This is a genomic window from Mesorhizobium sp. B2-8-5 (assembly GCF_006440675.2).
Lineage (GTDB): Bacteria > Pseudomonadota > Alphaproteobacteria > Rhizobiales > Rhizobiaceae > Mesorhizobium.
On record NZ_CP083951.1, the window covers coordinates 113179 to 126347 of the forward strand.

The following is a 13169-nucleotide window of genomic DNA, read 5'->3' on the forward strand; positions in this document are numbered from 1 at the left end:
CCATGTCGCTAATCGACACCTTCTTCAATCCCGACGTTATCGCGTCGAGCCTGCCGGCGCTGCTGCGCGGCTTCCTCAACACGCTGCTGCTCGGAATTATGAGCATCGTCATCGGCATCGTCATGGGGCTGGCGATCAGCCTTGTGCGGCTCTACGCGCCGAAACCGTTGCGCTGGCTCGCCATCGGCTACACCGACATCTTCCGCGCCTTGCCGGTGCTGGTCGTGCTGATCCTGATCTATTACGCGCTGCCTTTCCTCGGCATCCGCCTGTCGTCCTGGGCGTCCGCCGTGACGGCATTCGCCATCATCATGTCGGCCTATTCGGCCGAAGTGTTCCGCTCCGGCATCGAGAGCATTCCGAAGGGCCAGTTCGAGGCGGCGCAGGCGCTCGGCCTGCCGTTCATGCTCACTCTGCGCAAAGTGGTGCTGCCGCAAGCCATCCGCGTGGTCATCCCGCCGATGACCAGCAACTGCGTCTCGATGTTCAAGGACACCTCGCTCGCCTCGACCGTGGCGCTGCCGGAACTCTTGAAGGAAGCGACCAATGCGCAGTCGCTCTACGCGAACCCGTCACCGCTGATCGGCGCGGCGCTGGTCTATCTGATCTTCCTCTGGCCGATGGTTCGCCTCGTCAGCCTGCTCGAGCGCCGCTTCCAGACAGAGAAGACGCGCTGACGCCAACCAGTCCCTATCCAAGTCCTTCGCAGGAGCTTACCCGTGAACAAGCATCAGACAGACAATGCGAACGCCGCCGCGTTCCCCGTCGAAAAGATTCGGGCGATGTTCCCGGCGCTGCAGCGTGCCGGCGACTTCATCTTCATGGACAACGCCGCCGGCGCGCAGATCCCGCAAAGCGTGCTCGACGCGGTGACCAACCATCTGGTGTCGCACAATGTGCAGCGCGGCGGCCGCTATGGCCGCAGCGTCACCGTCGACCAGTCGGTGGCCGAGGCGCGGACAAGCGTCGCGCTGCTGATCAATGCCTACAGCCCGTCCGAAATCTGCTTCGGCATGAACGCCACATCGTTCATCCGCCTGGTCAGCCTCGGCATCGGCCAGATGCTTTCCAATGACGCGGTTGGGGGACGCGAGGAGATCGTCATCACCGACATGGACCATGACGCCAACATCGCCACCTGGCTGGCACTGGAATCCGTCGGCGCCAAGTTCAAATGGTGGCGCATGCGCGAGGACGGCAATCTGCATGTCGACGATCTCAAGCCGCTGGTGTCGGAGCGCACGCGCCTCGTCGCCTGCACGGTGACGGCGCATTCGATCGGCTCGATCGTCGATGTCGCCTCGGTGGCCAGGATCGCGCATGCGGCAGGCGCCGAAGTGTTCCTCGACTGCGTGCATTACGGGCCGCACGGACTGATGGACGTGCAGGCCTGGGACTGCGACTATCTCGTCTGCTCCGGCTACAAGAATTTCTCGCCGCATATGGGCTTCCTGTGGGGCCGCTTCGAAACGCTGAAGCGGCTACCGACGTTCCGCGAGGATTTCATCCCCGACGAGCCGCCCTACAAGGTCGAGGCCGGCACCTTCATCTACGAGAACGTGTCCGGCATGGACGCGGCGGTGCAGTATCTGGAGCTGATCGGCCGCAATCTTGCGCCGTCCAACAACCGCTCGCGGCGCGACAACATCATCGCCGGCATGGGCGCCATCCGCGACTATGAGCTATTGCTGGCGCGCGAGATGCTGAAGGCGTTGAAGGATTGCAATGCCACGATTTACGGCGTCGGCGACGAGGCGCGCATCAACGAGCGCGTGCCGACCTTCTGCTTCAACATCGGCACGCTGTCGCCGCAGCGGATCGTCGAGGAGATGGCGGCTATGCAGATCGGCATCCGCGACGGCCACATGTACGCGCCGCGGCTGATGAAGCGGCTCAATTTGTCGATGGACAGCGGCGCCATCCGCGCCTCGCTGGTGCACTACAACACGGTGGAGGAAGTGCACAAATTCGGCGAGGCACTGCGGGCGATTATTGCGAAGTTGGCGTAGGCGGAGCGCAATTAGCTCGGCGTCGTCATCCACGGGCGAAGCAAGGAGCGAAGCGACGCGGCGCAGACCCGAGGATCCATTCCGTGACACGCGAGCGCCGCAACGGTGCAGAATTCTGCTCCGCCGCGCTCGCCATCTAGGTAACGGCATGGATTCCAGGGTCTGCGCGCTGCTTCGCAGCGCTCCGCCCTAGAATGACGACCTGCGGGGCTTACGCCGCTTTCTTCTTCGCCAACCTCGCCTTGATGCTCGCGATGTCGGCGCGCGGCGTCGCGGCGAACAGCGTCTTGGTGTAGGCGTGCTTGGGGTCGGAAAAGACCTCATCGCGCGGACCATATTCGACCGCTTCGCCGAAATACATCACCATCACGTCGTCGGCGATGTAGCGCACCACCGAGAGGTCGTGGCTGATGAAGACATAGGTGAGCTGGAACTCGTCCTGCAGATCGGCGAGCAGGTTGAGCACCTGCGCCTGCACCGAAAGGTCGAGCGCCGAGACCGGCTCGTCCAGCACCAGCAAGCTCGGATTCAGCATCAGCGCGCGGGCAATGGCGATGCGCTGGCGCTGGCCGCCAGAGAACATGTGCGGGTAGCGGTTGTAATGCTCCGGTCCGAGGCCGACCTTCTTCAGCATCTTCATCGCCAGGTCGCGGCGCTCTTCGACCGGCTTGTCGGTGTTGATCAAGAGCGGCTCGCCGAGCACGTCGCCGATCTTCTGGCGCGGGTTGAGCGAACCATAAGGATTCTGGAAGACGATCTGCACCTTGCGGCGCATTTCCTTCGACAAGCCATCCCTGGCGATGTCGACCTTGTTGCCGTCGATGAAGAGTTCTCCGGAGGTGGCCGGATCGATCAGCGTGATGATGCGGGCAAGCGTGGACTTGCCGCAGCCGCTCTCGCCGACGATGGCCAGCGTCTTGCCCTTCTCGACGCTAAAGGACACGCCCTTCACCGCGTGCACGGTGCGCGCGCCGCGGAACAGGCCGCCGCCGACATGGTAGTCGCGCTTGATGTCCTTGCCTTCGACGACCTTGGTCATGCGCCGGCTCCGGTCATGTACTAGCTCCCTGGGGCGCCGGCTCGAACAGCATGTCGGAGACGGTCGGCAGCCGGTCGCCGACGGCGTTCTCCGGCAGCGCCGAGAGCAGCGCGCGCGTGTAGTTGCTCTTAGGCGATTCAAAGAGCGACAGCACGTCGGCCTCTTCCATCTTGCGGCCCTTGTACTGGACGATGACGCGGTCGGCGGTCTCGGCCACCACGCCCATATTGTGGGTGATCATGATCAGGCCCATGCCGTATTTGGCCTGCAGCGAGACCAGCAGGTCGAGGATCTGCTTCTGGATGGTGACGTCGAGCGCGGTGGTCGGCTCGTCGGCGATCAAAAGCTTTGGGTTGCAGGCGATCGCCATGGCGATCATGACGCGCTGGCACTGGCCGCCCGACATCTGGTGCGGGAAGGAATTGAGCCGCTCCTCCGGTTCCGGAATGCCGACCTGCTTGAAAAGCTCGATGGCGCGCGCCCGGCGCTGGGCCTTGTCCATGCCCATGTGGAAGCGCAGCACTTCCTCGATCTGGAAGCCGACGGTGAAGCAGGGATTGAGGCTGGCGATCGGCTCCTGGAAGATCATGGCAATATCCTTGCCGATGATCTTGCGGCGATCGGTCGGGCTCATCTTCAACATATCGCGGCCGTTGAAGGTCATACGGTCGGCGGTGACGGTGGCGGTCCAAGGCAACAGGCCCATCACGGCCAGCATCGACACCGACTTGCCGGAGCCGGATTCGCCGACGATGGCGAGCACCTCGCGTTCGTCGACATGGAGCGAGACGCCGTCGACGGCGCGGAACGGACCGGATGCGGTCTGGAATTCGACGACGAGATTCTGGATGTCGAGCAGCGCCATCACGACCTCCTGAGCTTGGGATCGAGCGCATCGCGCAGCCCGTCTCCGACGAGATTGATGGCAAGCACGGTGATGAGGATGGCGAGACCCGGGAAGGTCACCACCCACCAGGCGCGCAGGATGAATTCACGCGCCGAGGCAAGCATGGTTCCCCATTCCGGCGTCGGCGGCTGGGCGCCAAGGCCGAGGAAGCCGAGCGCTGCGGCTTCCAGGATGGCGTTGGAGAAGGACAGCGTGCCCTGGACGATCAGCGGCGCCAGGCAGTTGGGCAGGATGGTGGCAAGCATCAGCCTGATATGGCCAGCGCCGGCGACCTTCGCCGCCACGACATATTCGCGACTCTTCTCGGCCATCACGGCGGCGCGCACCAGACGGGCGAAATGCGGCTGCAGGACGAGCGCGATCGCCAGCATGGCGTTGAACAGGCCGGGGCCGAGGATGGTGACCAGCACCAGCGCCAAGAGCAGCGACGGGAAGGCCAGGATCAGGTCCATGACGCGCATGATCGCGACGTCGACCCAGCCGCGGAAATAGCCCGCCAGCAGGCCGAGCGTGATGCCGCCGGTGAGCGCCAGCGTGACCACCACCGCGCCGATCAGCAGCGAGAAGCGCGCGCCGTAGAGCAGGCGCGAGAGGATGTCGCGGCCGACCGGGTCGGTACCGAGCAGATATTGCGTCGAGCCGCCATCCTGCCAGGCCGGAGGCCGCAGGAACGCGGTCTTGTCCTGCACGTCGGGCGCATAGGGCGCGAGCAGCGGCGCGAAGAGGGCAGCCAGAACCAACAGGATGAAGACGAACAGGCCGATGACGGCGCCGCGGTTGACCGAGAAATAGTGCCAGAAGGTCTTGAGGCCGGTGAGGCGATCCGGGCTGCCGGCGGCCATCGGGGCGATTTCGGTCTGGCTCATTTATGCCGCCCTGATGCGTGGGTTTATGACGGCGTAGAGCACATCGACGATGAGGTTCACCGCCATGACGATGAGGGCGATCAACAGCAGACCCGATTGCACGACGACATAGTCGCGCTTGAAGATGGAATCGACCATCCACTTGCCGATGCCCGGCCAGGCGAAGATGGTTTCGGTGAGGATGGCGCCGGCGAGCAGCGTGCCGACCTGCAGGCCGATGGTGGTGACGACCGGGATGAGCGCGTTGCGCAGCGCATGCACGCCGATGACGCGGCCCGCCGAAAGGCCCTTGGCGCGCGCGGTGCGGACATAGTCTTCGCCCAGCACTTCCAGCATGGCCGAGCGCGTCTGGCGCGCGATCACCGCCAGCGGAATGGTGCCGAGCACGATCGCCGGCAGGACGAGATGGCTGAGCGCCGAGCGGAAGGCGTCCCATTTGCCGTAGAGCAAGGTGTCGATCGTCATGAAGCCGGTGATCGGCTTGAAGAAGAACTGCAGGCCGATGCGGCCCGAGACCGGCGTCCAGCCGAGATAGCCGGAAAAGAAGATGATGAGCAGTAGGCCCCACCAGAAGATCGGCATGGAATAGCCGACAAGCGCCGTGCCCATCAGCGACTGGTCGAACCAGGAGCCGCGTTTGACGGCGGCAAAGATGCCGGCCGGGATGCCGAGGACCATGGCGAAGATCATGGCGAAGAAGGACAGCTCCAGCGTCGCCGGGAAGAGTGTCTTGAACTCCTCGAGCACCGGGCGCTTGGAGGAAATGGAGACGCCGAAATCGCCGGTGGCGACCTCACCGACATAGCGAGCGTATTGCTCCCAAATCGGCAGATTGTAGCCGAACTGTTGCTTCAGCTCTTCATAGCGGGCGGGCGCGACGCCATGCTCGCCGGCCATGGCAAGAATCGGGTCGCCGGGCAGCAGTCGCACGAACGCGAAGGCGCAGATGGTGATGCCGACAAGGGTCGGGATCAGGAGGGCGATTTTGTTGAGAAGATATCGGAGCATCTTGAATGGAATGGGGCGGCGCTAAAGTTTACGCCGCCCCGTTCGCAATCTTATTCGGCTTTGTCAACGCCGTCGAAGCGGTGAATGCCGAGCGGGTCCATCTTGTAGCCGGTGACGTTGTTGCGAACGACCGAATAGACCTGGCTGTGGGCCAGCAGGAAGGCGGGCGCTTCCTTGGCGAAGATCACCTGCGCCTGCTCATAGAGCTTGGTGCGCTCGGCCTGGTCGCTGGTCTTCTTGGCCTTCTGGATCAGGTCCTCGAAGTCCTTGTCGCACCAGCTGGAGTAGTTCGACACGCCGATGGCGGAGCAGGCGAAGAGAGTGGCGAAGAAGTTGTCCGGATCGCCATTGTCGCCGGTCCAGCCGATCTGGAAGGCGCCGGGACGGTCCTTCTTCTTGCCTTCCTCGCGATACTTCGTCCACTCATAGTTGACGATGTTCGCCTTGACGCCGACCTTGGCCCAATCAGCCTGGATCAGCTCGGCCGCGCGCTGGAAGTTCGGGTTGTAGGGACGAACGCGGTCGGCAGCCCAGAGCTGGATTTCCTTCAGCCCGGCAGCCTCAAGCACCTTCTTGGCCTCATCCGGATTGTAGGCGTCGGTCTTCACGTCCTTGTCCCACGACCACATGGTCGGCGGGATGAGGTTCTCGGCCGGGGTGGCGCCGGCGTCCTGGAACAGCGACTTGATCAGGGCTTCCCGGTCGATCGCCTGGTTGAGTGCATGACGCACTTCCGGTTTGTCGAGCGGCGGGATCGTGGTGTTGTAGCTCATATAGCCGATGTTCAGGCCGGCCTGATCCATCAGGGTCACGTCCTTGTTGGCCTTGATGGTGGCGATGTCGGCCGGGTTCGGATAGGGCGCGATGTCGCATTCGCCAGCCAGCACCTTCTGGATGCGGGCGGTCGCGTCAGGCGTGATGGCGAAGACGAGATCGTCGATCTTTTCCTTGCCCTTGAAGTAGTCGGGATTGGCCGCATAGCGGATGACCGAATCCAGCTGGTAGTCGACGAACTGGAACGGACCGGTGCCGATCGGCTTGGTCGAGAAGTCGGCCATCTTGCCGTCCTTCTGCAACTGGTCGGCATATTCCTTCGACACGATCGAGGCGAAGTCCATGCCGAGATTGGCCAGCATCGGCGCGTTTGGCTCGGTCAGCGTCAGCTTGACGGTGAGGTCGTCGACCTTCTCCCACTTGGCGACGTATTTCGGCATGTCCATGCCGGTGTAATAGTCCCAGGTGAGGTTCGGCAGATACTTGTCGCCGTTCCACGGATTCTCCTTGTTGAACTGGCGATCGAAGGAGAAGACGACGTCGTCGGCGTTGAGGTCGCGCGTCGGCTTGAAATAGTCGGTGGTCTGGAACTTCACACCCGGATGCAGATGGAAAGTATAGACCAGGCCATCGTCGGAAATTTCCCACTTGTCGGCCAGACCAGGCTCGATCTCGGTGCCACCGTGCTTGAATTCGACCAGTCGCGAATAGACGGTGCGCGAAGACGCGTCGAAGTCGTTACCGCCGGTCGTCGTACCCGGATCGAAATTGGCCGGCGACGCTTCCGAGCAATAAACGAGCGTCTTAGCACTGGCCATGCCGCTGAGGACGCTTGCAGCCAGCAACGCGGCTGCAAAAGTCATTGTCTTTTTCATTGAGCACTCCCTGATGTTCTCTCAAGCCCCTCTATCAGGCTCGCGAAGGGCGCATATAAGCACCGTTTCTTCGCCTTTGGAACACCTCGTTTGCGTACCCCATGGGAAGCGGGAAAAGAATCTAGCTTTTGCTCCAAATGCAGAAAAAGTTAGCAGTTTTTTCTGCTCACGACATTATTAACGATGGCGATTTTTTATTGATCGGCCGCCTTTCGAAATGGCGACGTCAGGCATGACTGCCCGGAATCGCCCTCCGTCCAAGCACGATGCGGAAGGCGATCGAAGCACAGCATTTCGACTGCAAATCTTTCCCCGCATTGCCGCCGGGGCAAGGCTTGCACGGTCGCCGATAGAGGCAATACATAGACGATGGGCGGGATTTCCGGAAAATCCGCAACCGGCGAGGAGGACGCTTCGTTGGAGGCGGGCGCCCGGATAGAAGGCGACAGGGAGAGACAGGTGGCAAGAGCAGCCAAGACGACAGCCGCGGCGAAAGCAAGGGCCAAGGCCGCCGCCGGAAGCGATGCGCCCAAGGCTATGAAGGCCGCAGCCACGCCGAAGGCAAAGGCGGCAGCAAAGCCTGCGCCCGCCAAGTCCGCCGCGAAACCAGCCACCGCCAAACCGGCAGCGGCAAAGTCCAAGGCCGCAGCCGCGAAAGTGGACAAGCCGGCAACCGCAAAAGCGGAGGCCGCCAAGCCGACCACCGCCAGACCGGCCTCGAAAGGCCTGCCGAAAGCGATCACCGAGCTCACCGTCGGCCTGCCGGAAAAGCCATGGCTGAAAAGCTATCCGAAGAACATGCCGGCCGAGATCGGCGCCCTGCCCTACAAGTCCATCGGCGACTTCCTAGTCGGCGCCTGCAAGCAATTCGGTGGGCAGCCGGCCTTCGTGTGCATGGGCAAGTCGATGACCTATGCCGAGCTCGAGCGGCTGTCGGCCGCGTTCGGCGCCTACCTGCAGGCGAGAGGCCTGGAGAAGGGCGCGCGCGTGGCGCTGATGATGCCGAACGTGCTGCAATATCCGGTGGCGATGATGGCCATCCTGCGCGCCGGCTACACGGTGGTGAACGTCAATCCGCTCTACACGCCGCGCGAGCTGGAGCATCAGTTGAAGGATCCCGGCGCGCAGGCGATCGTCATCCTCGAAAACTTCGCCGGCACGCTGCAGGCGGTGATCGCCAGGACGCCGGTCAAGCATGTCATCGTCGCGGCGATGGGCGACATGCTGGGCGGCCTCAAGGGCACCATCGTCAACCTCGTCGTGCGGCGGGTGAAGAAGATGGTTCCGGCATGGTCGCTGCCCGGCCATGTCAAATTCAACGCCGTGCTCAAGACCGGCGCGACCATCGCCTTCAAGCCGCCCATGGTCTCAGGCGACGACATCGCCTTCCTGCAATATACGGGCGGCACCACCGGCGTCTCGAAGGGCGCCGTGCTGCTGCATCGCAACGTGCTTTCGAACGTCGCGCAGAATTCGCTTTGGGTGGATGACGCCTATACGGTGAAGCCCAAGCCGGCGCATCTCAACTTCATCTGCGCGCTGCCGCTCTATCACATCTTCGCGCTGACGGTGAACGCGCTGATGGGCATGCAGCAGGGCGCGCAGAACGTACTGATCCCCAACCCGCGTGACATTCCGGGCTTCGTCAAGGAACTGGCGAAATACCCGATGCATATCTTTCCCGGCCTCAACACGCTGTTCAACGCGCTGCTGAACAATGAGGAGTTCCGCAAGCTCGACTTCAAGCCGCTGATCCTGACGCTGGGCGGCGGCATGGCGGTGCAGAAGGGCGTCGCCGAACGCTGGAAGGCGCTGACCGGCTGCCCGGTGAGCGAAGGCTACGGTCTGTCCGAAACCTCGCCGGTGGCGACCGCCAACAAGTTCAGCTCCAGCGACTTCACCGGCACGATCGGCCTGCCGTTGCCTTCGACGGAAATCGCCATCCGCGACGACGATGGCAACAACGTGCCGCTCGGCGAAGTGGGCGAGATCTGCATCCGCGGCCCGCAGGTGATGGCCAGCTACTGGAACCGGCCCGACGAGACCGCCAAGGTGATGACCAAGGACGGCTTCTTCAAATCCGGCGACATGGGCTTCATGGACGAACGCGGCTACACCAAGATCGTCGACCGCAAGAAGGACATGATCCTGGTCTCCGGCTTCAACGTCTATCCCAACGAATTGGAAGAGGTGGTGGCGCATCACCCGGGCGTGCTCGAAGTGGCGGCGATCGGCGTGCCGGACGAGCATTCCGGCGAAGTGCCTAAATTGTTCGTGGTGAAGAAGGACCCGGCGCTCACCGTCGAGGCGCTGATGGCCTATTGCCGCGAGAACCTGACCGGCTACAAGCGGCCGAAATTCATCGAGTTCCGCACCGAGCTGCCGAAGACGCCGGTCGGCAAGATCCTGCGGCGGGCGCTGCGGGACCAGGCTTGAGCGATCCTTCCGCCGGCAAGACACGTGAGCGAGGCGAGCGGCTCGATCCGGCGGAATTCATCAAGGCGAACATGCGGCTGGCGCCGGTGCCGTCAGTGCCGGAGATCCAGCTCCATCAGGCGCATCCCGGCAGCGGACTGCGGCGGCTGCTCGAACCGGACGACGACAGCGACGGAAACGCGACCGAGCCACAGCCGCCCTATTGGGCCTATGCCTGGGCCGGTGGCGCGGTGCTGGCCCGCTATATTCTCGACCGTCCGTCGATCGTCGCCGGGAAGCGGGTGCTCGACCTCGGCGCCGGCTCGGGGCTGGTCGGCATCGCGGCGGCAAAGGCCGGAGCGCGCGCGGTGATCGCGGCGGAGATAGACCGCAACGGCGCTGTGGCGCTCGGCCTCAACGCGCAAGCAAATGGCGTCGCCATCGAGATCGTCGGCAAGGACATTACCGCCGGTCCGCCGCCGGCGGTCGAGCTGGTGCTGGCGGGCGACGTCTTCTACGCGCAGGATGTGGGGCAGCGGATGATGCCGTTCCTCGACCGCTGCCTCGCCGCCGGCATCGACGTGCTGGTCGGCGACCCCGGCCGCGCCTGGCTGCCCAGGCCACGGCTTTGCCTGCTCGGCGAATACCAGGTGCCGGATGTCGGCGGAAACGGCGGCAGCGTGCCCAGGCCCAGCGCCGTGTTCGCTTTCGTGGCGGAACGTGGCTAGCCCGCCGGGACGTTCACCCGCGCGGCCAGGAAATCAGGCAGGTCGGCAACCGAATCCAGAACGGCGTCCGCCATCGGCGCCAGCGAGTCGCGCGTGCCGGTGCCGGAGAGAACGCCCACCGCCAGGCCGCAGCCGCCGGCGCGCGCCATTTCGAGGTCATGGCGATTGTCGCCGACCATGGCGATCTCGCCCGGTTTTAGCCCGGTCAGGTCGCAGAAAGCGACGACCGTGTCGGGCGCCGGCTTGGAATTGGCAACGGCGTCGTAGCCGAAGGCGGCATCGAAGAGCTGCGCGATGCCCAGCGTAGCGAGCGTCCTTTCGGCGCCGCTGGTCGAATCGTTGGTGGCAACGCCCATCCGATAGGATCGTTTGTGCAATGTCCGCAGCGAGTCGATGACGCCCGGCAGCGCGACCGCCATAGCCGACCCCTGCACCGAAGTGATCTCGTTGAAACGGGAAACGGCGTGCATCTGGTCCTCCTCGGACAGACGCGGGAACCAGAGCTCGACGACGTCCATGTTCGAGCCGGAAGCGAAGATCGAATCGGGCTTGAAGCGTTTCGTGACGAAGTCGAAGCCGGCGGCGGCAAGCAGCCGATCCGCTTTCCAGCGGTCGCCCTCGGCGGCATCCATCGCCATGAAGTCGGCGACGCCGAGCCAGGTTGTGTTGAAGTCGACAAGCGTGCCGTCCTTGTCGAACAATATTCCCTTGATATCCGCCAATCCTTTTACTCCGCGCCACGCAATTGGTGGATATGTCCCACCAGTCCGGCAGTCGAGGCGTCGCGTTTTGCGGCAGTCTCCTTACCCTCCACGACAGGCAGCAGGCCGGTCGCCAATTCCTTGCCCAACTCAACACCCCATTGGTCGAAGGAATTGATGTTGAACAGCGTGCCCTCGACGAAGACGCGATGCTCGTAAAGCGCGATGACCCGACCCAGCGTGCGCGGATCGAGTTTTCTATAGAGAATGGTCAGCGAGGGGCGATTGCCCGAGAAGACGCGGTGCGGCGCAATGCGATCGACGTCGGCCGGCTTCATGCCCTTGGACAGCATCTGCGCGCGCGCCTCTTCCAGCGTTCGCCCCTTCATGAAGGCTTCCGACTGCGCCAGGCAGTTGGCGAGCAGCAGATCGTGCTGGTGCCTCAGTTCAGGCTCGTGACCGACGGCCGCGGCGAGGAACTCGACCGGGATGAAGTCGGTGCCCTGATGCAGGAGCTGGAAGAAGGCATGCTGGCCGTTGGTGCCGGGCTCGCCCCAGACAAGCGGACCGGTCGGTGTGGCGACCGCGGTGCCGTCCAGCGTGACGCTCTTGCCGTTCGATTCCATGTCGAGCTGCTGCAGATAGGCCGGCAGGCGCGACAGGCGCTGGTCGTAAGGAATGACGGCACGGGCCGGATATTTGCAGACGACGCGATGCCACCAGCCGATGAGCCCCAAAAGCACCGGCAGGTTCTTTTGCATCGGCGCGGTGCGGAAATGCTCGTCCATCTCATGTGCGCCATCGAGGAAAGCGCGGAAATTGCGCGGGCCGACGGAAATCATCACCGGCAGGCCGATGGCGCTCCAAACCGAGTAGCGGCCGCCCACCCAGTCCCAGAAGCCGAAGACGCGGTCTTGTTCGATCCCGAACTTCGCCACGAGGTCGAGCGCGGTCGAGACGGCGGCGAAATGCTTGCCGACCGCTTCCTTGCCAAGCGCCTTCTGCACCCAATCGCGCGCCGTCTGCGCATTCGTCATCGTCTCGACCGTGGTGAAGGTCTTGGAGGCGATGACGAACAAGGTCGTTTCCGCCGACAGGCCCTTCAGCGTGTCATGGATGTGGGCGCCGTCGACATTGGAGACATAATGCGCGCGCGGCCCATCATGATAGGGCGCTAGCGCCAGCGTCACCATCGCCGGGCCGAGGTCCGAGCCGCCGATGCCGATGTTGACGATGTCGGTGATCTTCTTGCCGGTGGCGCCAGGCGCCTTGCCGGAGCGGATGGCGTCGGCGAAGGCGCCCATGGCGTCGAGCACGGCAATCACGTCGGCCTTGGTGTCCTGACCGTCGACGATCACACTCTTGCCGGTCAGGTTGCGCAGCGCGGTGTGCAGCACGGCGCGGTTCTCGGTGATGTTGATTTTCTTGCCTTCGAACATTGCGGCGCGGCGTCCCGCGAGATCGGCCGCGCCCGCGAGCTTTTCCAGCATCGTCATCGTGCTTGCGTCGACCGCGCATTTCGACCAATCGAGCAGAAGATCCCCATCGGTGGCGGAGAATGTCTCGAAGCGCTTGGGATCGGCGGCGAAGGCCTCGCGCATGGTGCCTCTGGCCGCCGCGCGCTGCTCACGCAGAGCGGCGACCTGCTTGTCGAAGCTTGACTGATCCACTGGCGGGCTCCTGGCGGGTTTTTAAACCATTTTAACAGGCCGGATGTTTCCGGCGCGTGTCGGCGCGTCATTCTATCGAGCCGATTTCCATTTCGTTCAAGCGGTGGCGGTGACGCACCTCGTCACGCTTTGATGAGAGGTGATATTGGACGGTGAGGAGGCGGGAATTTCGCCGCG

General features: G+C 63.5%; 11 protein-coding genes. 4 read left to right on the top strand and 7 right to left on the bottom strand.

Going from position 1 to position 13169, the window contains the following annotated elements; all coding sequences use genetic code 11:
* Window positions 1–2 precede the first annotated feature (2 nt).
* On the top strand, window positions 3–677 hold the full coding sequence (locus FJ430_RS00560; RefSeq protein ID WP_140647094.1) for an amino acid ABC transporter permease: 675 nt from the start codon (window positions 3–5) through the stop codon (window positions 675–677).
* A 42-nt stretch (window positions 678–719) separates the two neighbouring features.
* Window positions 720–2009: a cysteine desulfurase-like protein gene (locus FJ430_RS00565; protein WP_140702615.1), complete on the top strand. Its 1290-nt coding sequence runs from the start codon at window positions 720–722 to the stop codon at window positions 2007–2009.
* A 211-nt stretch (window positions 2010–2220) separates the two neighbouring features.
* On the opposite strand, the gene FJ430_RS00570 is transcribed toward FJ430_RS00565, so the two are convergent.
* Genes FJ430_RS00570 through FJ430_RS00590 form a run of 5 tightly spaced genes read right to left on the bottom strand, consistent with a single transcriptional unit; the run spans window position 2221 to window position 7478 of the window.
* The gene (locus FJ430_RS00570) at window positions 2221–3048 is read right to left on the bottom strand and encodes a dipeptide ABC transporter ATP-binding protein (protein ID WP_140702613.1); all 828 of its coding nucleotides are present in this window, start codon (window positions 3046–3048) and stop codon (window positions 2221–2223) included.
* Window positions 3049–3061: 13 nt separating this feature from the next.
* Window positions 3062–3913, bottom strand: coding sequence for an ABC transporter ATP-binding protein (locus FJ430_RS00575; protein WP_140658317.1), 852 nt, complete (start codon window positions 3911–3913; stop codon window positions 3062–3064).
* Window positions 3913–4821, bottom strand: coding sequence for an ABC transporter permease subunit (locus FJ430_RS00580; RefSeq protein WP_140647090.1), 909 nt, complete (start codon window positions 4819–4821; stop codon window positions 3913–3915). Before FJ430_RS00580 ends, FJ430_RS00575 begins: the two co-directional genes overlap by 1 nt.
* Complete coding sequence (locus FJ430_RS00585) at window positions 4822–5829, bottom strand: ABC transporter permease subunit (RefSeq protein WP_140702611.1); 1008 nt, start codon at window positions 5827–5829, stop codon at window positions 4822–4824.
* A gap of 50 nt (window positions 5830–5879) precedes the next feature.
* Window positions 5880–7478 carry an ABC transporter substrate-binding protein gene (locus tag FJ430_RS00590; RefSeq protein WP_140658321.1) on the bottom strand — a complete coding sequence of 533 codons (1599 nt, stop codon included), beginning with the start codon at window positions 7476–7478 and terminating at the stop codon, window positions 5880–5882.
* A 459-nt stretch (window positions 7479–7937) separates the two neighbouring features.
* Here FJ430_RS00590 and FJ430_RS00595 point away from each other — a divergent pair, with 459 nt between their 5' ends.
* Together FJ430_RS00595 and FJ430_RS00600 are read left to right on the top strand one after the other, a co-directional pair.
* Complete coding sequence (locus FJ430_RS00595; protein ID WP_140702609.1) at window positions 7938–9914, top strand: long-chain fatty acid--CoA ligase; 1977 nt, start codon at window positions 7938–7940, stop codon at window positions 9912–9914.
* A 71-nt stretch (window positions 9915–9985) separates the two neighbouring features.
* Window positions 9986–10621, top strand: a complete 636-nt coding sequence (locus FJ430_RS00600) for a class I SAM-dependent methyltransferase (protein WP_140702870.1) — start codon at window positions 9986–9988, stop codon at window positions 10619–10621.
* Here FJ430_RS00600 and FJ430_RS00605 read toward each other — a convergent pair.
* The gene (locus FJ430_RS00605) at window positions 10618–11343 is read right to left on the bottom strand and encodes an HAD family hydrolase (protein WP_140702607.1); all 726 of its coding nucleotides are present in this window, start codon (window positions 11341–11343) and stop codon (window positions 10618–10620) included. The genes FJ430_RS00600 and FJ430_RS00605 overlap by 4 nt on opposite strands.
* Window positions 11344–11348: 5 nt before the next feature.
* On the bottom strand, window positions 11349–12956 hold the full coding sequence (pgi, locus tag FJ430_RS00610; protein WP_413467854.1) for a glucose-6-phosphate isomerase: 1608 nt from the start codon (window positions 12954–12956) through the stop codon (window positions 11349–11351).
* Window positions 12957–13169: the final 213 nt, after the last annotated feature.

Coding starts and splice junctions, on each gene's coding strand:
- FJ430_RS00600 (WP_140702870.1), top strand. CDS start 9,986: ATGCGGCTGGCGCCGGTGCCGTCAGTGCCGGAGATCCAGCTCCATCAG.
- FJ430_RS00585 (WP_140702611.1), bottom strand. CDS start 5,829: ATGCTCCGATATCTTCTCAACAAAATCGCCCTCCTGATCCCGACCCTT.
- FJ430_RS00575 (WP_140658317.1), bottom strand. CDS start 3,913: ATGGCGCTGCTCGACATCCAGAATCTCGTCGTCGAATTCCAGACCGCA.
- FJ430_RS00590 (WP_140658321.1), bottom strand. CDS start 7,478: ATGAAAAAGACAATGACTTTTGCAGCCGCGTTGCTGGCTGCAAGCGTC.
- FJ430_RS00560 (WP_140647094.1), top strand. CDS start 3: ATGTCGCTAATCGACACCTTCTTCAATCCCGACGTTATCGCGTCGAGC.
- FJ430_RS00570 (WP_140702613.1), bottom strand. CDS start 3,048: ATGACCAAGGTCGTCGAAGGCAAGGACATCAAGCGCGACTACCATGTC.
- FJ430_RS00580 (WP_140647090.1), bottom strand. CDS start 4,821: ATGAGCCAGACCGAAATCGCCCCGATGGCCGCCGGCAGCCCGGATCGC.